General features: G+C 64.2%; 19 protein-coding genes and 2 riboswitches. Of the genes, 9 read left to right on the forward strand and 10 right to left on the reverse strand.

Annotated elements, in window-relative coordinates; all coding sequences use genetic code 11:
* Positions 1-77 precede the first annotated feature (77 nt).
* Positions 78-599, forward strand: a complete 522-nt coding sequence (locus ACSQ27_RS01805) for an N-acetyltransferase family protein (RefSeq protein ID WP_436153771.1) — start codon at positions 78-80, stop codon at positions 597-599.
* A 639-nt stretch (positions 600-1,238) separates the two neighbouring features.
* On the opposite strand, the gene ACSQ27_RS01810 is transcribed toward ACSQ27_RS01805, so the two are convergent.
* Positions 1,239-2,228, reverse strand: coding sequence for an LLM class flavin-dependent oxidoreductase (locus ACSQ27_RS01810; RefSeq protein ID WP_436153772.1), 990 nt, complete (start codon positions 2,226-2,228; stop codon positions 1,239-1,241).
* Positions 2,229-2,663: 435 nt separating this feature from the next.
* Here ACSQ27_RS01810 and ACSQ27_RS01815 point away from each other — a divergent pair, with 435 nt between their 5' ends.
* Entirely contained in the window at positions 2,664-3,539 is an 876-nt protein-coding gene (locus ACSQ27_RS01815) for an alpha/beta fold hydrolase (protein ID WP_436153773.1), read from the forward strand.
* Between the two features lie 3 nt (positions 3,540-3,542).
* Here ACSQ27_RS01815 and ACSQ27_RS01820 read toward each other — a convergent pair whose 3' ends face one another.
* Positions 3,543-3,953 (reverse strand): FKBP-type peptidyl-prolyl cis-trans isomerase, encoded by a 411-nt coding sequence (locus ACSQ27_RS01820; protein WP_436153774.1) that lies wholly within the window; start codon positions 3,951-3,953, stop codon positions 3,543-3,545.
* A 230-nt stretch (positions 3,954-4,183) separates the two neighbouring features.
* Between ACSQ27_RS01820 and ACSQ27_RS01825 the strand changes: the two genes are divergently transcribed.
* From ACSQ27_RS01825 to ACSQ27_RS01855, 7 genes are all read left to right on the forward strand, one after another.
* Positions 4,184-4,891 (forward strand): FadR/GntR family transcriptional regulator, encoded by a 708-nt coding sequence (locus tag ACSQ27_RS01825; protein WP_436153775.1) that lies wholly within the window; start codon positions 4,184-4,186, stop codon positions 4,889-4,891.
* A gap of 497 nt (positions 4,892-5,388) precedes the next feature.
* A complete protein-coding gene (locus ACSQ27_RS01830; protein WP_436155384.1) occupies positions 5,389-6,963 on the forward strand; it encodes a sugar ABC transporter ATP-binding protein in 1,575 nt (524 codons plus the stop codon).
* Positions 6,964-6,994: 31 nt separating this feature from the next.
* Positions 6,995-7,978: an ABC transporter permease gene (locus ACSQ27_RS01835; protein WP_436153776.1), complete on the forward strand. Its 984-nt coding sequence runs from the start codon at positions 6,995-6,997 to the stop codon at positions 7,976-7,978.
* Between the two features lie 67 nt (positions 7,979-8,045).
* Entirely contained in the window at positions 8,046-8,990 is a 945-nt protein-coding gene (locus ACSQ27_RS01840) for an ABC transporter substrate-binding protein (RefSeq protein WP_436153777.1), read from the forward strand.
* 50 nt (positions 8,991-9,040) lie between these two features.
* A complete protein-coding gene (locus ACSQ27_RS01845) occupies positions 9,041-10,051 on the forward strand; it encodes a zinc-binding alcohol dehydrogenase family protein (protein WP_436153778.1) in 1,011 nt (336 codons plus the stop codon).
* A gap of 13 nt (positions 10,052-10,064) precedes the next feature.
* A complete protein-coding gene (locus ACSQ27_RS01850) occupies positions 10,065-11,177 on the forward strand; it encodes a mannitol dehydrogenase family protein (protein ID WP_436153779.1) in 1,113 nt (370 codons plus the stop codon).
* A 273-nt stretch (positions 11,178-11,450) separates the two neighbouring features.
* Positions 11,451-12,221, forward strand: coding sequence for a transglutaminase-like domain-containing protein (locus ACSQ27_RS01855; protein ID WP_436153780.1), 771 nt, complete (start codon positions 11,451-11,453; stop codon positions 12,219-12,221).
* Positions 12,222-12,236: 15 nt separating this feature from the next.
* On the opposite strand, the gene ACSQ27_RS01860 is transcribed toward ACSQ27_RS01855, so the two are convergent.
* The 8 genes from ACSQ27_RS01860 to ACSQ27_RS01895 form a co-directional block, all read right to left on the reverse strand.
* Complete coding sequence (locus ACSQ27_RS01860) at positions 12,237-12,992, reverse strand: sulfite exporter TauE/SafE family protein (RefSeq protein WP_436153781.1); 756 nt, start codon at positions 12,990-12,992, stop codon at positions 12,237-12,239.
* Positions 12,993-13,028: 36 nt separating this feature from the next.
* Positions 13,029-15,923 carry an aminomethyl-transferring glycine dehydrogenase gene (gene gcvP / locus ACSQ27_RS01865; protein WP_436153782.1) on the reverse strand — a complete coding sequence of 965 codons (2,895 nt, stop codon included), beginning with the start codon at positions 15,921-15,923 and terminating at the stop codon, positions 13,029-13,031.
* Positions 15,924-15,986: 63 nt separating this feature from the next.
* Complete coding sequence (gene gcvH / locus ACSQ27_RS01870; RefSeq protein ID WP_436153783.1) at positions 15,987-16,352, reverse strand: glycine cleavage system protein GcvH; 366 nt, start codon at positions 16,350-16,352, stop codon at positions 15,987-15,989.
* Positions 16,353-16,390: 38 nt separating this feature from the next.
* A complete protein-coding gene (gene gcvT / locus ACSQ27_RS01875) occupies positions 16,391-17,551 on the reverse strand; it encodes a glycine cleavage system aminomethyltransferase GcvT (RefSeq protein ID WP_436153784.1) in 1,161 nt (386 codons plus the stop codon).
* Between the two features lie 66 nt (positions 17,552-17,617).
* Positions 17,618-17,719: riboswitch (glycine riboswitch) on the reverse strand.
* Positions 17,720-17,740: 21 nt separating this feature from the next.
* A riboswitch (glycine riboswitch) is annotated at positions 17,741-17,854 on the reverse strand.
* A 354-nt stretch (positions 17,855-18,208) separates the two neighbouring features.
* Positions 18,209-18,766, reverse strand: coding sequence for a hypothetical protein (locus ACSQ27_RS01880; protein ID WP_436153785.1), 558 nt, complete (start codon positions 18,764-18,766; stop codon positions 18,209-18,211).
* Positions 18,767-18,842: 76 nt separating this feature from the next.
* The gene (locus tag ACSQ27_RS01885) at positions 18,843-20,120 is read right to left on the reverse strand and encodes a TRAP transporter large permease (protein ID WP_436153786.1); all 1,278 of its coding nucleotides are present in this window, start codon (positions 20,118-20,120) and stop codon (positions 18,843-18,845) included.
* 121 nt (positions 20,121-20,241) lie between these two features.
* Positions 20,242-20,736, reverse strand: coding sequence for a TRAP transporter small permease (locus ACSQ27_RS01890; RefSeq protein ID WP_436153787.1), 495 nt, complete (start codon positions 20,734-20,736; stop codon positions 20,242-20,244).
* Positions 20,737-20,850: 114 nt separating this feature from the next.
* Positions 20,851-21,822 (reverse strand): TRAP transporter substrate-binding protein, encoded by a 972-nt coding sequence (locus tag ACSQ27_RS01895; protein WP_436153788.1) that lies wholly within the window; start codon positions 21,820-21,822, stop codon positions 20,851-20,853.
* Positions 21,823-21,880: the final 58 nt, after the last annotated feature.

Below are 21,880 nucleotides of genomic sequence, written 5' to 3' on the forward strand. Positions count from 1 at the left end.
GCCTGGGCGGCAATTTGGGCGACAATTCCGCTCCGCCGGATATTTTCCAACCTCCAGAACAACCCCCCCGATTTTTCATGTCCAGCTATTCCGTTCGACCCGCTACGCCCCGCGATGCCAAAACCATCGCCGAGATTCATGTTGCCACCTGGCAAGTCGCCTACAAAGACCTCATGCCCGAGGACTACCTCGCCAAGATCACCGTCGAAAAGCGCCAGGCCTACTGGCGCGAAGCCATCGAGTTCAGCGAACCGCAACTGCTGGTAGCCACCGAAGGCGACCAGGTGGTCGGCTTTGTCGGCTTTGACCGCTCACGCGACGCCGGCACCAAATCCACCGTCGGCGAAATCTGGGCCCTGTACGTGCTGCCCGAACACTGGGGCAAGGGCGCGGGCCTGGCCCTCTGGGACGGCGCGCGCGAAGGCCTGAAGGAAGAGGGTTGCACGCAGGTCACGCTGTGGGTGTTGTTGCGCAATGAACGAGCGCTTCGGTTTTATGAACAGGCGGCGGGGTTCAAGAGGGAGATGCCATCCCTCAAATCTGTGGCGTTTGGCAGTGCCAAGCTGGAAGAGATTCGGCTTAAACGATCGGTTGATTGAGGCCGGTCTTGCTCCGGCCTGAGCGCTCCCTTCCTCTGTGCTCTCTTCTAAGTTTTGCTGGCCGGGGTCGCCCGGCGGCGACTCACTTTTCTTTGCTTCGCCAAAGAAAAGTAAGCAAAAGAAAGGCGACCCGCAGTCTGGGTCCCTACGCTTCGCTTCGGGCAACCTGCGGTGCTCGACTACGGCGGGGTCTCGCTAAACTCGCTACGCTGCGCTTCGCTCAGACAACGCGATCCCTGATCCGCCTACGTCTGCGCTCCTCGGCCCAGCCAGGACGGGGCAAGCGGGAGCGGGAACCAAAGACAAAAATATCAAGAAGACAAATACAACAAGGACTCGCCACGGCGAGTCCTTGTTTCTTCAGGTATTGGTATTCCTTTCCCCACCCCTTGTGGATGCGCCGAGGAGCGCAGGTTCAGGCGGATCAGGGATCGCGTTGTTTGAGCCGAAGGCGAGTTTAGCGAGACCCCGCCTGAACCGAGCACCGCAGGTTGCCCGTAGCGAAGCGGAGGGACGCAGCAACCAGGGTCGCCTTTTCTTTTGCTTACTTTTCTTTTGGCGAAGCAAAAGAAAAGTGAGTAGCTGCCGGGCTACCCCCGGCCAGCAGAACCAAGCAGAGACCACCACCGCCGGAGGCAACTACAAACTATCCCTTACCCCAGCAGTAATCTCCAACGACCTACGCGCAATAGCCGGATCAAAAATATGCGTAGTCACCATCAACTCATCGGCCCGCGTATCGGCGATAAAAGACCGCAATCCTTCCCGAACAGTCGCAGGCGCCCCCGCCACCGCATACCGCAGCATGCGTTGCGCACCGGCCTTCTCGGCGGGTGACCAGTACGCTTCAATGTCGTCGATCGGCGGCGGCATGGGGCCGGGGGTGCCGCGCAGCAGGTTGGTCATGGCCTGCTGGACCGAGGTGAGCTGGTAGCGTGCCGCTTCGTCGGTGTCGGCGGCCACCACGTTGGCTGCCACCATGGCATAAGGTTTGTCCAGCTGCGCCGAGGGCTCGAAGCGGTCGCGATAAAGCTCCAGGGCCTGCATCAGCATGTCGGGTGCGAAATGCGAGGCAAAGGCAAAGGGCAGGCCCAGCGCGGCGGCCAGTTGGGCGCCGAAGAGGCTGGAGCCCAAAATCCACAGCGGCACCTTCAGGCCCGCGCCCGGCACGGCGCGGATTCTCTGGCCGGGTTCGATGTCTTCAAAGTAATAGCGCAGTTCCTGCACATCCTGCGGAAAAGTGTCGGCATTGTTCTGGTGGTCGCGCCGCAGCGCGCGGGCGGTCAGCTGGTCGGTGCCGGGGGCGCGGCCCAGGCCCAGGTCTATGCGGCCGGGGTAGAGCGAGGCCAGCGTGCCGAACTGCTCGGCGATCACCAGCGGCGAATGGTTGGGCAGCATCACGCCGCCGGATCCGACACGAATCGTGTTCGTGCCGCCAGCCACATGGCCGATGACGACCGCGGTGGCGGCGCTCGCGATGCCGGGGTTGTTGTGGTGTTCGGCCAGCCAGAAGCGCTTGAAGCCCAGCTGTTCGGCATGCCGGGCCAGGGCCAGGGTGTTGCGAAAGGCGTCGGCGGCGGTGGCGCCCGTGACGATGGGGGACAGGTCGAGGACTGAAAAGGGGATCATGTTTTTGATCCTTCTCCCAGCGGGAGAGGGAGTGAAGATGGGTACCGGGTCAGTTTAGGAGCTTCACGATGGCCGCACGGAGGGCAGGGTATAAGAACCTGTTTACGGTCTAAACGAGGCCGCGCAAGCACCTTCTCGGGATGGGATGCAAGGCGCGGTGCGACGCCCATAGCACAGCTATGGGTTAGCATCGCAACGCCGCAGACCACCCGAGAAGGGGCTTGCCCTTCGGGTTGGGGTGACGCAAACGCGGTCGCGTTTGCATCCCCATTGGGGCAGCTGCACGACGCCCAGCCGGCCGGCTGGGCGGTCGGGCGATTGAGCCACCCAGGCCCTTGCATGGGCATTAGCCCATGCGGCGTTCCTGGTCGGCCCACTCATCCCGATTGCATCCCAACGCGGCCCCGTTTAGACCGTAAATAGGTTCTATCCCCCATGACAGATTCGGCAAACATTGAGCTGCCTCCCGAGGCACAGGCGATGCTGCGCACGGCCAGCCGTGTTGAAACCCCCTGCGGCGACGGCGCCATGGTCTGGCACGCCTGGGGCCAGGCCACGCGCCGGCCTGGGCTCGCGCCGCTGGTGCTCTTGCATGGCGGCAGCGGCAGCTGGATGCACTGGCTGCGCAACATCCCCGCGCTGGCCGCCTCGGGCCGCTGGGTGCTGGTGCCCGACCTTCCCGGTTTCGGTGATTCGGCCGCGCCGCGGCAAGGCACCGATGCCGACGTGCTGCCCGAGCCGGTCGAGCAGGGGCTGGCCCTGCTGGCGGGCGAGGCGGCCTGCGACCTCGTGGGATTTTCTTTTGGCGGCATGGTGGCCGGGTTCCTGGCAGAGCGCTTTCCCGCCCGAGCGGCGCGTGTGGTGCTGGTGGGCGCGCCCGGCCTGGGTGTGGCGCCCGAAAAAGCCATACGCCTGCGCGCCTGGCGGCATATCACCGATGCCGGCCAGCGCGACGCGATACACAGGCACAACCTCGCAGCCCTGATGCTGTACCGCGAGGACGCGATCGACGAACTGGCCCTGCGCCTGCACATCGCCAACGTGCTGCGCGACCGCATGAAGGGCCGCAGCCTGGCGCGCACCGATGCGCTGGCGCAGTCACTGGCGCGGCTGCGCTGCCCGGTGTGGGCGATTTACGGGGAAGAGGATGCGCTGTACCGCGGCAAGCTGGATGCGCTGGGTGCTGCCCTGGCGCAAGCCGCGGATTTCAGGGGCCTGGCCCTGGTCGAGGGCGCCGGCCACTGGCTGCAGTTCCAGCGCGCGGCGGCCTTTGACAAAGCCCTCCTCACGACGCTGGAAGCGGCTCTCTAGCGTTTACTTCTCGATCGCGAGCAATTCGATGTCGAAGGTCAGCGTGGCATTGGGCGGCACCACGCCGCCGGCGCCGCGGTCGCCATAGGCCGTGGCGGGCGGGCAGGTCAGTGTGGCCTTGCCGCCGACCTTGATCTTCTGCACGCCTTCGGTCCAGCAGGGCACGACGCGGTTCAACGGAAAGGTGGCGGGCGCGCCGCGCTTGTAGGAGCTGTCGAATTCCTTGCCGTCGGCCAGCGTGCCGCGGTAGTGCACCTTGACGGTGTCGGTCGCCTTGGGCTGCGCGCCGGTGCCGTCGGCCGTGTGCACGATCTTCACGCCGTTGGGCAGGGTCTCGGCTGGGGCGGCGGCAAGGGCGGCGCTGGAGAGGGTAATAGAGGCCAGGGCAATAAGCGCGGCGGTCAAGGTCTTCATGGAGGTCATGCTTTCATGGCTAAGGGGAATCGGAAAGGCTGGCCTGGATTATCGTCCCGGCGCTCCACTTGCCCTGGTGGCGCCGGCTCGCCTGGGCTACTCCGGATCATCCAAATTGCTCCAAAATTGGTAAGGCCGGGTGCAAAGGCATTGAATTGGCCTTACCCTTCGAGTCATCACCCGATCGCAAAACCCGCCGTCGCATAAACTGCACTCCACGCGGAGGATTCATGCTGGACCAACTCAAACAGGTCGACAACCGTCGGCTCTACCAACAAATTGCCGAGCAGATCCGCACTTTCATTGACAAGGGCAACTACACGGCGGGTGCGCGGCTGCCGCCTGAGCGCGATCTGGCCCAGCAACTGGGCGTCTCGCGCCCCTCGGTGCGCGAGGCGCTGATTGCGCTGGAAATCGAGGGTAGCGTGGAAGTGCGCATGGGCGCCGGCGTGTATGTCTGCAACGCGGCCCAGCGCAAGCCGCAGTCCCTGGCCAGCATGGGCGAAAGCCCGATCGAACTGATGCAGGCACGCGCCGCCATTGAGGGCACCATCGTGCTGCAGGCCTGCGCCAAAGCCACGCCCGCAGCGCTGTTGGCGTTGCGCCAGATTCTGGACAACATGCTGTCGGCCATGGCCCAAAACCGCTCGCCCCTGGCCTTTGACCGGCAGTTTCACCAGACGATTGCCGCCATGACAGGCAACTCCGTGCTGGAGCGGCTGGTGGGTGAGCTGTTTGACGAGCGCCACAGCCCGATTGCCGCGCGCCTGAGCGCGCATTCCGAATCCGGCCAAAGCTGGGCCACTGCGCTGCAGGAGCATGAAACCATCCTGCGCGCCCTGGAGAACCGGGACGTACTGGCCGCACAGAACGCCATGCGCATGCATCTGCAAGCCTCCGAACAGCGCTGGGTCGAAAACCGCCGCGAATGGTCATGAGCCAGGGCCTGTTAACGCTATTTATGCAAGATGCGTTGCGAGTCAAAAAGGCCTTGAGCAAGGCGCAAAACGCAGGCGGGGTGAACCCCGTCAAGGCTTTGCAACGCCGCGCAAGGCCTTTTTGATCGCAACCCGGAGGGAATGGGGTGAAAACGGCGCCACTCGGCGTTGCACTCCTCACCCAGACTCCCGGTCTGGGATTCGTCGCGCGCCTTGATTGGCACCGTTTTCACCCCATTCGCATTTGCATAAATAGCGTTAACAGGCCCTCCGCGCCGTCAACCTTCACCCGTGGTCAGGCCTGTGCAATTTGCGCAGGCTTTTTTTTCGTCTTTTCACCCCGATTTTGACCCTCGACAAGGGGTAAACACCAGTACACACGCACTTCTTGGTAAGGCCAAATACCCCGATTCATGTCAGGTGGCCTTACCAATTTGCGGGCCGGCAAATTCATCCCTCCCCGGTCCCCCCTGACCCACCAAGAGGAGTTCGCATTGCTGTCATCCGTGTCCGATCCCGTCCGTCCCGACGCGCCGAGTCCCGCCGGGGCCGGCGTACTGTTGCGCCTGGAAGGGATTACCAAACGCTTCCCGGGGGTGCTGGCACTGGATGGTGTGAGCTTTGAGGTGCGAAGTGGCGAGGTGCACGCGGTGTGCGGCGAAAACGGCGCAGGCAAATCGACGCTGATGAAGGTGATCAGCGGCCAGTACCTGCCCGATGCGGGGGCCCTGTACTACCGCGGCGAGGCCTGCCGGTTCCAATCCACCGCCGACTCCGAGGCCGTCGGCATCGCCATCATTCACCAGGAGCTGAACCTGGCTCCGCACCTCACGGTGGCCGAAAACATTTACCTGGCCCGTGAGCCGCGCAAAGGCTGGCTGATTGACCGGGCGGCGCTGCGCCGGCAGGCGCAGCAATGCCTGGACCGGTTGGGGCTGGACATTGCACCGGGCGCCCTGGTCAAAACCCTGTCGGTAGCCCAGCAGCAGATGGTGGAAATTGCCAAGGCGCTGTCGCTCAACGCCGAGGTGCTCATCATGGACGAACCCACCTCGTCCCTCACGGAGTCGGAGACCGAGAAGCTGTTTGCCATCATCCACGAGCTCAAGCGTACGGGGGTGGGGATTGTCTACATCTCCCACCGCCTCGACGAACTGGCGCTCATCGTGGACCGGGTCACGGTCTTGCGCGACGGACGCTATGTGTCCACCGAACGCCTGGCCGACACCAGCGTGGAAGAGATCGTGGCCAAGATGGTGGGGCGCTCGCTGGACGATGTATTCCCCAAGAGAACATCCGTGCCCACGACCGACGTGTTGTTGCGCGTGCAGGGCCTGACACGCCAGGGCGTGTTTCACGACGTGAACTTTGAGCTGCGCCGCGGCGAAATCCTGGGCTTTGCGGGGCTCATGGGGGCCGGCCGCACCGAAGTGGCTCGCGCCATTTTTGGTGCCGACCCCATCGATGCCGGCGAGGTGTTTCTGGCCGGGGAGCGTCTTACCATTCACTCGCCACGGGATGCCGTGCGCCAGGGGCTGGCCTACCTGTCAGAGGACCGCAAGCACGACGGGCTGGCATTGAAGATGAATGTGGCGCAGAACATCACGCTGGCCAACATGGAGGCCGTGTCCAACCGTGCGGGCATGATCCAGTTCGCCAAAGAGCAGGATGCCGTACGCCACTACATCGGCGCACTCGACATCCGCACGCCCGGCAGCAGCCAGGTCGTGCGCCTGCTCTCGGGCGGCAACCAGCAGAAACTCGTGATCAGCAAATGGCTGTTCCGCCAATCACGCGTGCTGTTCTTTGACGAGCCCACGCGCGGCATCGATGTGGGCGCCAAGTACGCGATCTACCAGTTGCTGGACCAGCTCGCGGGGCAGGGCATCGGCGTTGTGATGATCAGCTCCGAGCTGCCCGAAATCATGGGGATGACCGACCGTGTCGCGGTCTTCCATGAAGGCCGCCTGGTCACCATCCTCCCCACCCGCGAGACCGATCAGGAGGCGGTCATGCACTACGCCTCCGGGCGCAGCGTGCCGCCTCTGCCGGCCGACCAGCCGACCCACTGAACCCTCCAAGACTCTTTTCCCGAAGCACACCATGACCGAACAACAACAAGACCTGTTTCAGAAATTTGCCGCGCTGGCCAGCCTGCTGGGACTCATCGCCATTTTCTCGTTCACCAGCAACGCCTTCTTCAGCGTGGGCAACGGCATGACCGTGGCGCTCCAGGTGACGTCTATTGCCTACCTCGGCATCGCCGCGACCTGCGTGATCATCACCGGCGGTATCGACCTCTCGGTAGGTGCCATCCTGGCACTGTCCGGCGTCGTGGCCGCCATGCTGGTCAAGGCGGGCGCGCCCGTGCCGATCGGCATGTTTGCCGGCCTGCTGGTCGGCGCCCTGTGCGGGCTGATCAACGGTCTGTGCGTGACGGTGCTCAAACTGCCGCCCTTCATTGCCACCCTGGGAATGATGCTGGTGGCACGCGGCGTGGCTTTGCAGCTGACCGATGCCCGCGCCATCAGCGGCCTGGGCGACAGCTTTGCGGAACTGGGCAACGGCGCCTTGTTCCGCATCGTCAATATCGGTGCCGACGGTTTCCCCGATGTGGTGTTCGTCGGCATCCCTTACCCCGTGGTGCTCATGATCGTGTTGGCGCTGGCCGTCTCCATCCTGCTGAACCGTGCCACGCTGGGCCGCCATCTGTACGCCATCGGCTCCAACCTCGAAGCCGCCCGGCTCTCGGGCGTGAACGTGAAGGGCGTGACGCTGTTTGCCTATGTGCTTTCCGGCCTGCTGGCCGGGCTGACCGGCTGCGTGCTGATGTCACGCCTGGTCACGGCCCAGCCCAGTGAGGGCCTGATGTACGAACTTGATGCCATTGCCGCCGCGGTGATAGGCGGCACCTCGCTCACGGGCGGTGTGGGCACGGTGTCGGGCACCGTCATCGGCGCGTTCGTGATCGGCATCCTGCGCAACGGTTTGAACATGAGCGGCGTGTCCGCTTTCACCCAGCAAATTCTGATTGGCGTCGTCATCCTGCTGGCCGTATGGATCGACCAGATGCGCCATCGCAAGTGATCCCTACCGGCAGGGCTTACCGGGACTTCGAGAGACAACCTCCACAACCATACCCATGAGGAAAGAAATGAAAAAATTTATCCACACACTGATCGCAGCCGCCCTGGTGGCTGCGTCGTCGATGGCCCTGGCCGCCGACAAGGAAATTGCCGTCATCGTGAAGACCGCCAACTCGGACTTCTGGCAAAACGTGAAGAAAGGCTCCAACGCTGCCGTGGGCAACCTCAAGGGCTACACCGCCACCTTCCAGGGCGCGGCGTCCGACACCGACCTGGCCGGGCAGGTGGCCCTGGTGGAAAACGCCGTGAACCGCAAGGTCGCCGGCATTGTGCTGGCCCCTTCGGATCCGGATGCCCTGATCCCCGCCATCAAAAAAGCCTGGGAAGCCAAGATTCCTGTGGTGTTGATTGACTCCGCCGCATCGGACGCCGGCAAGGCCTACTACCAGTCCTTCCTGGCCACCGACAACAAGGCTGCCGGAGAAATGTCCGCCAAGACGCTGATCGAAAAGATCGGCACCACCGGCAAGATTGCCATCATGTCCTACACCGCGGGCTCGGGCTCCGAAATCGGCCGCGTGGGAGGTTTCACCGACTACATCAAGAAGCACTCCAAGCTGCAGATCGTGGGCCCGTTCTACTCCAACTCGCAGATGGGCACCGCACTGAACCAGACCACCGACGTACTGGCCGCCAATCCCGACCTCAAGGGCATATTCGGCGCCAACGAACCCACCGCCATCGGCATGGGCCGCGCACTGGTTCAATCGGGCAAGGCCGGCAAAGTGGTGGCCATCGGCTTTGACGGCAACGCCGACCTGCAGGGCTTTGTGAAAGACGGCACCATCGAGGCGATTGCCGTGCAAAGCGCCTTCGAGATGGGCAACCTGGGCGTCAAGACCGTGGCGGAAATCGTGGCAGGCAAGAAAGTGCCCGCCTTCCGCGATACCGGTGTGTTGATGGTGAACAAGAAAAACATCGACACGCCCGCCGCCAAGAACGTTCTCTACTAACCCAACCCAAGGACACCTCCGGCACCGGCTGCCGGAGGCCAAGGATATCTATGCTGACAGTCATTTGCGAAACTCCCGGCGTGCTGCGCACGGTCGAAGGGGCCATGCCCCTCCGCAGTGAAGGCGATGTGCTGCTGCGCATCCGCCGCGTGGGCGTGTGCGGCACCGACCTGCACATCTTCACCGGCAAACAACCCTTCCTGGCCTATCCGCGCGTCATGGGCCACGAAATCGCGGGCACCGTAGAGGAAGCTCCAGCGGACAGCGCCCTTCAGGCCGGCGACAACGTCTTCGTCATGCCTTACCTGTCGTGCGGCCGGTGTGTAGCCTGCCGCCAGGGCAAGACCAACTGCTGCGTCAACATCCAGGTGCTGGGCGTGCACCGAGACGGCGCCTTTACCGAATATCTCAACGTACCCGCGCAGTTTGTGCGCAAGGCGGAAGGTGTCTCACTGGACCAGGCCGCCATGCTGGAATTTCTGGCGATTGGCGCCCACGCCGTACGCCGCGCCGACGTGCAGCCCGGCCAGCGTGTACTGGTGGTAGGGACGGGCCCCATCGGCATGGCCGCCCTGCTGTTCGCCGGCCTGCGTGGCGGCCAGGTCACGGCGCTGGACACGCGAAAGGAGAGGGTGGAATTCTGCAAACAACACCTGGGTGCGCATGCGGGTGTCCTGATAGGTGACAAGGACGTGGAGGAGTTGCGCGCACTGACCGACGGCGATTTTTACGATGTCGTTTTTGACGCCACAGGCAACGCAAAGGCCATGGAGCGCGGCTTCCAGTTCATTGCCCATGGCGGCAAGTATGTGCTGGTGTCGATCGTGCTGGACAACATTACCTTCGCTGATCCGGAGTTTCACAAACGCGAAGCGATGCTGCTGGGCAGCCGCAATGCCACCATGGAAGACTTCGAAACGGTGCTGGAGGCGATGCGGGGCGGCAAAATCCCCACCGCGGCACTCAACACCCATCGCATGGCCCTGGCCGACGTACCTGCCCAGTTCGCCACCCTGCTGGACCCCACGCAGGGCGTGGTCAAGGCACTGATCGAATGCTGACAGGAGCCTCCGTGTGAGCACGCCCATCCTCCAGTTCGGCACCGGGCGTTTTCTGCAGGCGCATGCTGACCTGTTTGTGTCCCAGGCCCTGGCCCAAGGCCAGGCACTCGGCGGCATTACCGTCGTGCAGAGCACAGACAGCCCGCAGAGCAGTGCACGCGCCGCGGCACTGGCCCATGGCTACCGCGTCGAATTGCGCGGCATGCTACAGGGCCAGCGCATCGAGGAAACCGTGCATGTGAACGCAGTACAGTCCGTCTGGCATGCCCGCCGCGACTGGGCACAGTTACGCGATGCCATGGCCACCACCGTGCAGGTCATCATCTCCAACACCGCAGATAGGGGTTATGCACTGGACGACGCCGACACCGCGGCGCTGCTGGGTAACCCCACGACGGCGCCGCGCAGCTACCCCGCCAAGCTGGTGGCGCTTCTGCACCACCGCTGGCAGCAGCAGCCGGAGGCTCCCCTGACGCTGTACCCCTGCGAACTGGTCAGCCGCAACGGCGACACGCTGCGCGACCTGGTAGCCACACTGGCACAGAGCTGGGGCGCTACGCCCTCCTTTCTTCGTTATGTGCGGGAGCACTGCGTGTGGGTCAATTCACTGGTGGACCGCATCGTGTCGTCCCCGCTGGAACCCGCCGGCGCGGTAGCCGAGCCCTATGCGCTGTGGGCCATCGAACAGCAGCCGGGCATGGTGCTTCCTTGCAGCCATCCGGCCATGGTGGTGACGGATGCGCTGGCCCCCTTCGAGCAACGCAAGCTCTGGCTGCTGAACCTGGGCCACACGGTATTGGCGGAACACTGGCAGTTGCAGGGCGGTGCCGCGGACATGACTGTGGTGCAGGCCATGCACACCCCGGCGCTGCGCACCCTGCTGGAAGCCGTATGGGCCGACGAGGTGCTGCCGGTATTTGACGCCGAGGGCACAGGCCCCGAAGCCCGCGCCTACCTGGTGGAATTGCGCGACCGGCTGCTCAACCCGTTTCTGGAACACCGCCTGGCCGACATCGCCAAGGACCACGCGCAGAAAAAGCTGCGCCGCCTGGCACCCGTGGTGGAGCGCGCCGCGGCGCTGCAACTGCCCATCGCACAGACCCAGTTGCGTAATGCCTTGGCCTGAGATGTTCTTGCTTCCTCTTCTTCTTCCTCGGGGCGAGGGTTGGGGCTGAGCGCTGCGGCTCTGGATGCGCGCGCCCGCGCGCATCCGGACAGCGCGAAGAAGCCCAGGCTCTGACTGGGTTGCGGTCTGCAAGACAGGGCCAGCGGCTTTTGATACATGCTGCGGCGCAACATTCAACGCTCCCTCTCAGCGCCCGAATGTGGAACTGAAATTCGCCACAATCGCACCTCCCGGGGTTACGATGCGTGAACCATTCACTCCGTTGGTGGTTCCATGGTGGCACTAGCCGCACAACTCGATTCGCCCCGCCGGTTGCATAAGAAGGCCAGCGACCGGCCGCAGGATTGGCTAGGCTCAACGCCGCTGCTGGACCTGGACGACTCCAAGCTGCGCCTGAAGGCTCGCGCGCTTGTCCAGTTGTGCCGCACCGACCGGGACAAGGCACTGGCCATCTATCGTTTCGTCAAGCGCCTGCCCTATACCAAGCGAGTCAAGCTGCAATACCCGACGGCACGCGACGTACTCGAGGCGCGCGGGGGCGACGGCGACGACAAGGCGACCTTGCTGATCGCGCTGATGCGCTCTGCCGGCATCCCGGCGCGGTTGCGCTACATGGAGATGCGCGGCGAGATGCTGCGCGGCCTGATCCCGAGAGCCACGCCGGCGGCGCGCCCGCTGGCGGAAATCTGGCTGGGCCGTTGGGTGCGTACCGACACCTACATTTTTGATGCCGAATACGTGGCCGCCGCCCGTGAACGCCTGCAAGCGAACGGCTGGGAATGCGGCTGGGGCATCCACATCAATGCCCAGCTTTTGTGGGACGGGAAGAACGACGCCTTCCTCGGCGGTGTGCCTACCGACAAGGACCCCATGCTCACGCGCCTTTTATGCGTGGTGAGCGATCCGCTGGAACTGGTGTCCGAGTCCCTGCGGGCCAGCGGGCTGCGATACCGTCGATCGGTACGGGCCTTGCAATGGAATATGCTGGCGCCCACCATGATGCGGGCCATTCGCGAGCTACGGGCCGGCTCCCGTTTTTATTGAAACGCGCTGCGTGGCCTAGCCTATTCGCCGCAACAACTCCGGCACGGATGACACCAGCATCGCCAGACCCGAACAGGTCAGCAGGCTCAGCACCAGCCTGCGAAAAGCCAGGTCGCTGATGCCCATGTAAACCCGTCCACCGAACCAGGCGGGAATCAGCGCAGCAGGCGCCACGATGGCCAGCATGGGAAGCGTCTCGCGGGTGACCAGGCCGGCGGCGGCGTAGCTGGCCATGGTGACTGTCAGCACCGCCAGGTTGAAGTTCTGGATGACGGCACGCTGGGCACTCTTCTCGTAGCCCCGCAGCGTGCACCACAGCGTCGGAATGACACCGCTGAAGCCACCCAAGGCCCCCATAAAACCACCGGCCGCGCCTATCGTGCCGTCGGCGACGCGGCCGCCATGGTGGATGCGCGGAAGCTTGCCCGAAAAAAGCATGGCCGGGCACCATGCCGCCAGCAGCACGCCGAGAAACAGCTTGAACAGCTGAACGTCAAGTTGCGGCAACAACAAAAGACCCAGCGGAAGCCCGAGCAGGCCGCCGGCCAGGAAGGGCAGCAGTCGCTTCCAGTCGGTCACGCGGCTGACCGTGAAAGCCGCCATGACCTGGCCCACAAGCCCGCCGAACACCGCCATGACGGCCGCCAGCTTCGGGTCTATGGCCCAGGCCCAGAAAGACATGGCCACCAGGCTGAAGCCAAAACCCGACAGGCCCTGGACAAAGCCCGCCGCCGCCGCGCCCACAATGATCAGGACGAGCGTGGCGTCCATGCGGCGGGCAAAGTGGCGTGGAGCAAGAGAAGCGTTTTAAGCGTAGTCGCTCACCGGCACGCAGCTGCAGAACAGGTTGCGGTCGCCGTAAACGTTGTCGACCCGGCCCACGGGCGGCCAGTACTTCACCAGCTTGAGCGAAGCCAGCGGGAAGGCACCGGTCTCGCGCGAGTAAGGCCTGTCCCAGTCGGCGCCCAGCAGGCTGGCCGCGGTGTGCGGTGCGTGCTTGAGCGGGTTGTTGTCCTGCGGCCACTGGCCGGCTTCGATCTTGCGGATCTCGTCGCGGATGGCGATCATCGCGTCGATGAAGCGGTCCAGTTCTGCCAGGGTTTCGCTTTCGGTCGGTTCGACCATCAGCGTGCCGGGCACGGGGAAGCTCAGCGTGGGCGCGTGAAAGCCGTAGTCCATCAGGCGCTTGGCCACGTCCTCGGCGCTGACGCCGCTGGTTTCTTTCAGTGGGCGCAAATCGAGAATGCACTCGTGGGCCACATGGCCGTTTTCGCTGGCGTACAGCGTGGGGTAGTGGTCTTTGAGGCGCGAGCTGATGTAGTTGGCGCTCAGGATGGCGACCTCGGTGGCTTGCGTCAGGCCCTCGGGGCCCATCATGCGGCAGTACATCCAGCTGATGGGCAGCACCGCGGCATTGCCCAGCGGAGCGGCCGAGACGGCCCCCACACCGTTGACGGGGATGCCGGCCGTCGCATGGCCGGGCAGGTAAGGCACCAGGTCGGCCACCACGCAGACCGGGCCCACACCCGGGCCGCCGCCGCCGTGCGGAATGCAGAAGGTCTTGTGCAGGTTCAGGTGGCTCACATCGCCGCCGAACTCGCCCGGTGCGGCCACGCCGACCAGCGCGTTCATGTTGGCGCCATCCACGTAGACGCGGCCGCCGTGGCTGTGCACCATGGCGCAGAGTTCTTTCACCTGCGTTTCAAACACGCCGTGCGTGCTGGGGTAGGTGATCATCACGCAGGCCAGGTTGTCGCTGTGCTTTTCGCACTTGGCCTTGAGGTCGACCATGTCGACGTTACCCTGCGCGTCGCAGGCGGTCACGACCACGGTCATTCCGACCATCTGCGCGCTGGCCGGGTTGGTGCCGTGGGCCGAGGAGGGAATCAGGCAGATGTTGCGATGGCCCTGGCCCTTGGCTTCATGGAAGGCCTTGATGACCAGCAGGCCCGCGTATTCGCCCTGCGAGCCGGCGTTGGGCTGCAGGCTGATGCCGGCATAACCCGTGGCCTGGCACAGCCAGTCGCGCAACTGCTTGTCGAGTTCGGCATAGCCCTGCAACTGTTCGGCGGGTGCGAAGGGATGGATGTTGGCGAACTCGGGCCAGGTGATGGGAATCATCTCGCTGGTCGCGTTGAGCTTCATGGTGCAGCTGCCCAGCGGGATCATGCTGCGGTCCAGCGCCAGGTCCTTGTCGCTCAGCATGCGGATGTAGCGCAGCATGCCGGTTTCGGAGTGGTGGGTGTTGAACACCGGGTGTGTGAGGAAAGGCGTGGTGCGGCGCAGGTCGGCGGGAATCAGCGACTCCACGCCTTTTTCGAAGGCGCTGACCACGGGAATCGTCTGGCCGGGTTTGGCGAAGAAGGACCAGAGCAGCTCGATGTCCTTGCGGCTGGTGGTTTCGTCCAGCGACACGCCCAGGTGGTTGTTCAGGCGAAAGCGCAGGTTGGCACCGGCCTTGCGCGCGCGCTCGGCGATTGCATTGGTCGCCTCGCCGGTCTTCACCGTCACGGAATCAAAAGCGCCGGTGTTGGTGATTTCATAGCCGAGTTCCTGCAGGCCGCGCACGAAGACGGCGGTGTAGGCGGCCACACGTTCGGCGATGCGCTTGAGGCCTTGCGGGCCGTGGTAGACCGCGTACATGCTGGCAATGACGGCCGGCAGCACCTGCGCGGTGCAGATGTTGGAGGTGGCTTTTTCGCGGCGTATGTGCTGCTCGCGTGTCTGCAGCGCGAGGCGGTAGGTCGGGTTGCCGTGGCTGTCGACGCTGACGCCGACCAGGCGGCCCGGCAGCGAGCGCTTGAACTCGTCGCGGCAGGCCAGGTAAGCCGCGTGCGGCCCGCCGTTGCCCATGGGCATGCCGAAACGCTGGGTGTTGCCCAGCACGATGTCGGCGTCCCATTCGCCCGGCGGCGTCAGCAAGGTGAGCGCCAGCAGGTCGGCCGCGACGCACAAGGCCGCGCCGTCGACATGGGCCTGGCCCGCGAGCGGACGCAGGTCGTGGATGCTGCCGGTGGTGGCCGGGTACTGGGCCAGCACGCCGAAGTAGTCGCCCTCGGCCATGAGCAGGGGCAGGGTGGCCGAGGCCGTGCTGACCTTGACTTCAATGCCCAGCGGTTTGGCGCGGGTCTGGATCACTTCGATGGTTTGCGGATGGCAGTCACCGGCCACGATGAAGACATTGCTCTTGCTTTTGACGCTGCGCTTGGCCAGGGTCATGGCTTCGGCGGCGGCGGTGGCCTCGTCGAGCATGGAGGCGTTGGCGATCGGCATGCCGGTCAGGTCGCAGACCATGGTCTGGAAGTTGATCAGCGCCTCCATGCGGCCCTGTGAAATCTCGGCCTGGTAGGGCGTGTAGGCCGTGTACCAGGCGGGGTTCTCGAGGATGTTGCGCAGGATCACGCCCGGCGTGCAGGTACCGTAATAGCCCTGGCCGATGAAGTTCTTGAACACCTGGTTCTTGGCCGCGATGGCCTTGAGCTGCTTGAGCGCGGCGGCTTCCGTGACCGGGGCCGGGATGGCCATGGGCGTGCTGCGCGCGATGGAGCGCGGAACGATCCCCTCGACCAGCTCGCGGCGCGAGGCCGAGCCCACGATGCTGAGCATGTGGACTTCGTCGGTCTCGTCAATGCCGATGTGGCGCGCGATGAATTCGGAGGGGTTTTCAAGGTCGCCCAGGGGCTTGGCGGTTTGCATCAACATGTCGGGTCCCGTGTCAGGCTTGGCAGCCAGGAGTCAGAAAACAGAGAAAAGGATAGTAAAAAATCAGGCCGAGAAAGCCGTGTAGCGGGTCTCGTCCATCAGCGCGTCAAGCTGCGATGGGTCGGACAGCTTGATCTTGAAGAACCAGCCGGCGCCCATGGGGTCGCTGTTGGCCAGCGACGGGTCGTCCTTCAGGGCTTCATTGATGGCCGTCACTTCGCCGCTCACGGGCATGTAGACGTCGGCGGCGGCTTTCACCGACTCGACGACGCCGGCGGTTTCCTTCTGCGCGAAGGTCGTGCCCACGGCGGGGAGGTCCACAAACACCACGTCGCCCAGCGCATCCTGTGCATGCACGGTGATGCCGACGGTGGCGATGTCGCCTTCAATCTTGAGCCATTCGTGGTCTTCGGTGTATTTGACGGTCATGAGAATCTCCAGGGGTTAAGGGGTGGGGACGGCAGGGGTCAGCCGCGGAAGTAGCGGTTGGGGACAAAAGGCATGGCCGCGACTTCCATGGGCACGGGTTTGCCGCGCACGATGGCGTTCACGCGGGTGCCCAGGGCGGCGAATTCGGGTTTCACATAGCCCATGGCGACCGGCTGGTTGATCGTGGGGCCCAGCAGGCCGCTGGTGACTTCACCGATTGAAGCGCCGTCGGTGCTTTGCAGTTCGGTGTGGTCACGCACGGGCACGCGCTCCAGCGCCACCAGGCCCACGCGCTTGCGGGCCAGCGTGGCGGGGTCGGCCAGTTGCGCCAGGATTTTGTCCGCGCCCGGGAAGCCGCCGGCGCGCGCGCCGCCCGTGCGCCGCACTTTTTGCATGGCCCAGTTGAGGCTGGCTTCGACCGGGGTGGTCGTTGTGTCGATGTCGTTGCCGTAGAGGCACAGGCCCGCTTCCAGGCGCAGCGAGTTGCGCGCGCCCAGGCCTATGGGCTTGACCTCGGGCTGGGCCAGCAGCGCGCGCGCCAGCGTCTCGGCTTGCGAGGCGTGCACCGAAATTTCAAAGCCGTCTTCGCCGGTGTAGCCGCTGCGCGTGAGGAAGCAGTCGCAGCCCGCGACGCTGAAGCGCCCGCCGGTCATGAACACCAGCTTTTCAACACCTGGGGCCAGGCGCTGCAACGCGTTGACGGCCTGTGGGCCCTGCAGTGCCAGCAGCGCCATCTCGGGCATGGGGATGACCTGGCAGCGCGAGCCGATTTTGGCCTGGATGTGCGCGATGTCGCCTACCTTGCAGGCACCGTTGACAATGACGAAGATGTCGCCGCCATTCGCGTAGTCGCGGTTGAAGAACATCAGGTCGTCGATGATGCCGCCTTCGTCGTTGAGCAGCAGGCCGTAGCGCTGCTTGCCGGCGGGCAGGTCGATCACGTCGACCGGGATCAGTGATTCGAGCGCCGCCGCGGCGTCGGCACCCACCAGGCGCAGCTGGCCCATGTGCGACACGTCAAAGAGGCCGGCGGCCTGGCGCGTATGAAGGTGTTCGGCCATCAGCCCTGCGGGGTATTGCACCGGCATGGAATAGCCCGCGAAGGGCACCATGCGCGCGCCAAGCTCCACATGCAGGTCGTGCAGCGGCGTTTTCAGCAGGGTTTCAGGTACGGCGGAAGAGGTGGACGAATCGGACAAGACATTCTCCGGGGGGGGCAAACAGGTTCATGGCCCTGAGAACCTGAACAGGTTCTCATCCCATGGGCTGCCCCTGCTGTCCACTTTACCTGAGAGATTCACCCGGCGATGCGGATTTGCTCCTTCGGTGGGTCGTCTTGAAAACGGCCTCTCTCCAGTAGGGAACGCCTTGCCGCGTGGTGCGCCGCAGGGCGGTTGCCAGTCCTTTTGCCTGAGCGTTCAGTGCACCAAAAAGGGTTGCCCCGGGGTGTACGTGCGCCTTCGGCGGTTTTCGCTGGGAAAACTCTCTCCTGACCCCGCCGAGTGTAACTTAGGCCGCCCCCAAGACCCTCCCGGCGATGCTGGCCAAGTCTTGCGTCCTGTTCTTCTGGGAGAGGCGGGGTGAGGGCCGCAGCCTTCAACACGCGCAGCGAAATATCAGGCGCCGACAGCCCCCATCCCTGCCTTCCCCCAGCGGGGGAAGGAGCAAAACCAAAAGACACGACTGCAGCGCACCGTTTCTTTCTTACTCCCTCTCCCTCTGGGAGAGGGCAGGGGTGAGGGCCGCGGCTCATGCATGAAAACTTGGGGTATTTGCGCCGCCGGCCCTCACCCCAACCCTCTCCCCAGGGGGAGAGGGGGTAAAACCTCAGGGGTTTGGTCGCGGCTCTCAGGTCGCTACGCCACGATGTCTATGTGCTGCGGCAGCAGCATGGCGATGCGCTCGCTGATGGAGTCGGCACGCTCGTGGCCCGCGATTTTTTCGATTTCTTCGATCATTTCGCGCGAGGCGGCCAGCATGCTGTCGCGGTCCTTGGCGTTGCGCAGCGCTTCGCGAAAGCGCTCGGCCATCACCGGGTCGCGCCGGGCGAACATGCGCTCGCAGATGTCGAACAGGAACATGCGGGTGGTGGCGAGCGAGCGCTTGCCCTCAAACTGGTCGGCCGACACCTGGATGGCCTGCGTGGTTTCGGGGCTCGGGAAGTTCTGCAGCTGGGCGGGTGTGGGTTTGGGAGCGGGCGCCGGTGCGGACGTTTTGCCCGGGTGCGCTTCCAGAAAGCCATCGCGCAGCAGGCGCAGGGCGATAGCCTCGCCGTCGCCGTCAAACAACGGGCGGAAGTCCTGGGCGGACTTGCTGCCGTCGGCCATCAACAGCAGGGTGCGCTCGCGCTGGCCTAGCGTTCTCACGCCGGGCTTGAGCTCGGCGCGGGCACGGTCGGTTTTGTGGAGCTGCATGGGATTTCATCCTGAAATGAAAACCCGAGCATGCCGGCCCGGCGTGACAGCTTCGTGAATCCCCTTCGGGACCGGGCTATTTGGCGTAAACCAGGTCGCGCAGGCCCAGCGAGAGTTGCGGGACGTAAGTGATCACCATCAGGCAAGCCAATATGACCGCTACAAAGGGCAGCAGGTGCGTCACGATGCGGTCCAGCGAAATTCTGGCGACGGTGCAGGCCGCGAACAGGTTTACGCCGAAAGGCGGCGTGATCATGCCGAGTGCGAGGTTGACCACCATCACCAGCCCGAAGTGCACCGGGTCTATGCCGAAATGCACCGCCACCGGCGCCAGGATGGGCGCCAGCACGATGATGGCGGCGCTGGTCTCGATGAACATGCCGATGATGAACAGCGCGGCGTTGACGCCCAACAGGAAGAGGGCGGGCGACTTCAGCACCTCCTGCAGCCAGTGGCCTATGGCGTCCGGCACGCCGGCGCGGGTGATCAGGAAGGCGAACAGCCCGGCGTTGGCGATGATGAACATGATCACGGCGCTGGAAATCACCGACTTGCGCAGGATGACGTAGAGGTCCGCCAGCTTGATCTCGCGGTAGATCACGATGCCGACGACCAGCGCGTAAAACACCGCCACCGCCGAGGCCTCGGTCGGCGTGAAGATGCCGCCGTAAATGCCGCCCAGAATGATGACCGGCATCAGCAGCGCCCAGCCGGCCTGCCAGGTGGCCTTGCCGAAGCTCAAGCGGCCGTCGCCGTCCTGTTTGCCCCAGCCCTTCCAGCGGCAGTACAGGTGCACAAACAGCATCAGTGCAAAGCCGATCAGCAGGCCCGGGCCGAAGCCGGCGATGAACAGTTCACCGATGGAGACCTCGGCGCTCACGCCGTAGAGGATCATGGGGATGGACGGCGGGATGATCACGCCCAGCTCCGCGCTGGTGGCCTGCAGGGCCGCGGCATAGGCCGTGGGGTAGCCGTGCTTGATGAGCGCCGGGATCAGGATGGCGCCTATGGCGAAGGTGGTGGCCACGGACGAGCCGGAGACGGCCGCGAAAATCATGCAGGTCAGCACGCAGGTCATGGGCAGGCCGCCCTGGACGCCTCCCACGATGCTTTTGGCGAACTCCACCAGTCGGCGCGAGATGCCGCCGGTTTCCATCAGGTTGCCGGCCAGGATGAAGAAGGGAATCGCGGCCAGCGGAAATTTGTTGATCGAGGAGAACATCTCCTTGACGGAGATCAGCATGTTGGCGTTGGATGCCTGGATGCCGAAGATGGATGCCAGGCCTATGGACACGGCCACCGAGACGGTGAGCGCAAAGCACAGCACCATCGTTGAAATCATCACCGCGGTCATACCGGGCCCCCACGGTCACTCACTTCGTGTGTTCCCTGCCCCCCGAGGGGGCCGTTGCGCCTGCGGCCCGGCAAAGCCGGTTCCGCGGCCCATGCTTGAAGGTGAAATCCAGCTTCTGTTTTCATTGTGCGGTTTCCAGTTCGTTGCGCTGCGGATCCAGCAGGTTGCCGATGATGCCGATCACGCAGAACATGCCGCCCACGGGCATGGCCACATAGCCCCAGAACATCGAGACCGACTCCAGCCCCGCCATCGACTGCACCTGGCCGCGCAGCGAATAGTCCCAGCCCCACCAGACAATCACGGCGACCAGCGCCAGGGCGGCCAGGCAGACAAACCAGTCCAGCACGCGCCGGATGCGCGGCGGGCTCCAGCGGTAAAGCACGTCCACGCTGACCATGGCGCCCTGCCGGAAGGCCATGGGGATGCCCATGAAGACCATCCAGATCAGGCTCAGGCGGATCAGGATTTCGCTCCATTCGGCGGGCTGTTCCAGGACGAAGCGGGTCACGATCTGGAACATGCCGAGCGCCGAGGCGATGACCAGCATCAGGCAGGCCACCAGCATCGAGAAGCCGGTGGTCCACCGTTCAAATGTGAGGAAGGCTTGTTTCATGGGGGGCCATGGATAAGAGGGATATGGAAAACGCCCGCGAGTGCTATGCCTGCGGGCGCCTTCGGTGGCAAATGGGCGCAGCCGGGCCAGGTCGAAACCGGCCGGCCGTGTACCTTATTTGTAGTTGCGGATCGCGTCGATGTTCGCCTTGCCGAACTGCTTCTCGAACTCGGCATTGACGGGTGCCAGCATGGCGACGAATTTGGCCTTGTCGACGTTCTCGATCACGGTCATGCCCTTGGCGCGCAACTCGGCCACGCCGTTGGCATCGTCCTGGTCGACGCGCGCGCGGTTGGCCTTGGTGGCCTCCTTGGCCGCATCGACGAAGGCCGTCTTGTCGGCGGCGCTGAGCTTGTCGAAGGCTGCCTTGTTCATCACGAAGATGCAGGGCGAATAAACGTGGCCGGTCAGCGACAGGTGCTTCTGCACCTGGTCGAACTTGGCGGACATGATCACGGACAGCGGATTTTCCTGGCCGTCGACCGTGCCTTGCTGCAGCGCGGTGAATACCTCAGGAAAGGCCATGGGCGTGGTGATGATGCCCAGGCCTTTGTAGGCCGCGATATGCACCGGGTTTTCCATGGTGCGCATCTTCAGGCCCTTGAGGTCTTCCGGCAGCTTCACGTCGCGCTTGCTGTTGGTCATGTGGCGAAAGCCGTTTTCGGCCCAGGCCAGCGCCTTGAAGCCCTTGGCGTCGAACTTGGTCAGCAGGTTCTGGCCGATGGGGCCGTCGAGCACCGCGCGTGCATGCGCCTTGTCGCGGAACAGGAAGGGCACGTCGAGGATCTTGGTCTCGGGCACGAAGTTGGGTATGGGGCCGGTGGACGAGAAAGCCAGTTCCTGGGTGCCCAGCTGCACGGCTTCAATCGATTCGCGCTCGCCGCCCAGTGCGCCGTTGTAGAAGGTCTGGACCTTGTAGCGGCCTGCGGTGCGCTTTTCGACCTCCTTGGCAAAGGTGTCGATGGCCACGCCCTGGTGCGAATTCTGCGCCGTGGAAATGCTGATCCGCATGGTTGTCTGTGCGTTTGCCGCCGCGATGAAACCCAGGCCCAAAGCCATGCCGAGCAGCAGTTTTGAAATTTTCATGATGTCTCCAAAATAATCGTTGTTCAGAAAATCCGCGACTACGGCATGCAGCCGTATG

The organism is Polaromonas sp. LjRoot131, assembly GCF_964252805.1.
GTDB lineage: Bacteria > Pseudomonadota > Gammaproteobacteria > Burkholderiales > Burkholderiaceae_C > Polaromonas.

Excerpts from the sequence above, each read along its gene's own strand:
- ACSQ27_RS01805 (WP_436153771.1), top strand. The coding sequence starts at position 78 with ATGTCCAGCTATTCCGTTCGACCCGCTACGCCCCGCGATGCCAAAACC.
- ACSQ27_RS01810 (WP_436153772.1), bottom strand. The coding sequence starts at position 2,228 with ATGATCCCCTTTTCAGTCCTCGACCTGTCCCCCATCGTCACGGGCGCC.
- ACSQ27_RS01815 (WP_436153773.1), top strand. The coding sequence starts at position 2,664 with ATGACAGATTCGGCAAACATTGAGCTGCCTCCCGAGGCACAGGCGATG.
- ACSQ27_RS01820 (WP_436153774.1), bottom strand. The coding sequence starts at position 3,953 with ATGAAGACCTTGACCGCCGCGCTTATTGCCCTGGCCTCTATTACCCTC.
- ACSQ27_RS01825 (WP_436153775.1), top strand. The coding sequence starts at position 4,184 with ATGCTGGACCAACTCAAACAGGTCGACAACCGTCGGCTCTACCAACAA.
- ACSQ27_RS01835 (WP_436153776.1), top strand. The coding sequence starts at position 6,995 with ATGACCGAACAACAACAAGACCTGTTTCAGAAATTTGCCGCGCTGGCC.
- ACSQ27_RS01840 (WP_436153777.1), top strand. The coding sequence starts at position 8,046 with ATGAAAAAATTTATCCACACACTGATCGCAGCCGCCCTGGTGGCTGCG.
- ACSQ27_RS01845 (WP_436153778.1), top strand. The coding sequence starts at position 9,041 with ATGCTGACAGTCATTTGCGAAACTCCCGGCGTGCTGCGCACGGTCGAA.
- ACSQ27_RS01855 (WP_436153780.1), top strand. The coding sequence starts at position 11,451 with ATGGTGGCACTAGCCGCACAACTCGATTCGCCCCGCCGGTTGCATAAG.
- ACSQ27_RS01860 (WP_436153781.1), bottom strand. The coding sequence starts at position 12,992 with ATGGACGCCACGCTCGTCCTGATCATTGTGGGCGCGGCGGCGGCGGGC.
- gcvP (WP_436153782.1), bottom strand. The coding sequence starts at position 15,923 with ATGTTGATGCAAACCGCCAAGCCCCTGGGCGACCTTGAAAACCCCTCC.
- gcvH (WP_436153783.1), bottom strand. The coding sequence starts at position 16,352 with ATGACCGTCAAATACACCGAAGACCACGAATGGCTCAAGATTGAAGGC.
- ACSQ27_RS01880 (WP_436153785.1), bottom strand. The coding sequence starts at position 18,766 with ATGCAGCTCCACAAAACCGACCGTGCCCGCGCCGAGCTCAAGCCCGGC.
- ACSQ27_RS01885 (WP_436153786.1), bottom strand. The coding sequence starts at position 20,120 with ATGACCGCGGTGATGATTTCAACGATGGTGCTGTGCTTTGCGCTCACC.
- ACSQ27_RS01890 (WP_436153787.1), bottom strand. The coding sequence starts at position 20,736 with ATGAAACAAGCCTTCCTCACATTTGAACGGTGGACCACCGGCTTCTCG.
- ACSQ27_RS01895 (WP_436153788.1), bottom strand. The coding sequence starts at position 21,822 with ATGAAAATTTCAAAACTGCTGCTCGGCATGGCTTTGGGCCTGGGTTTC.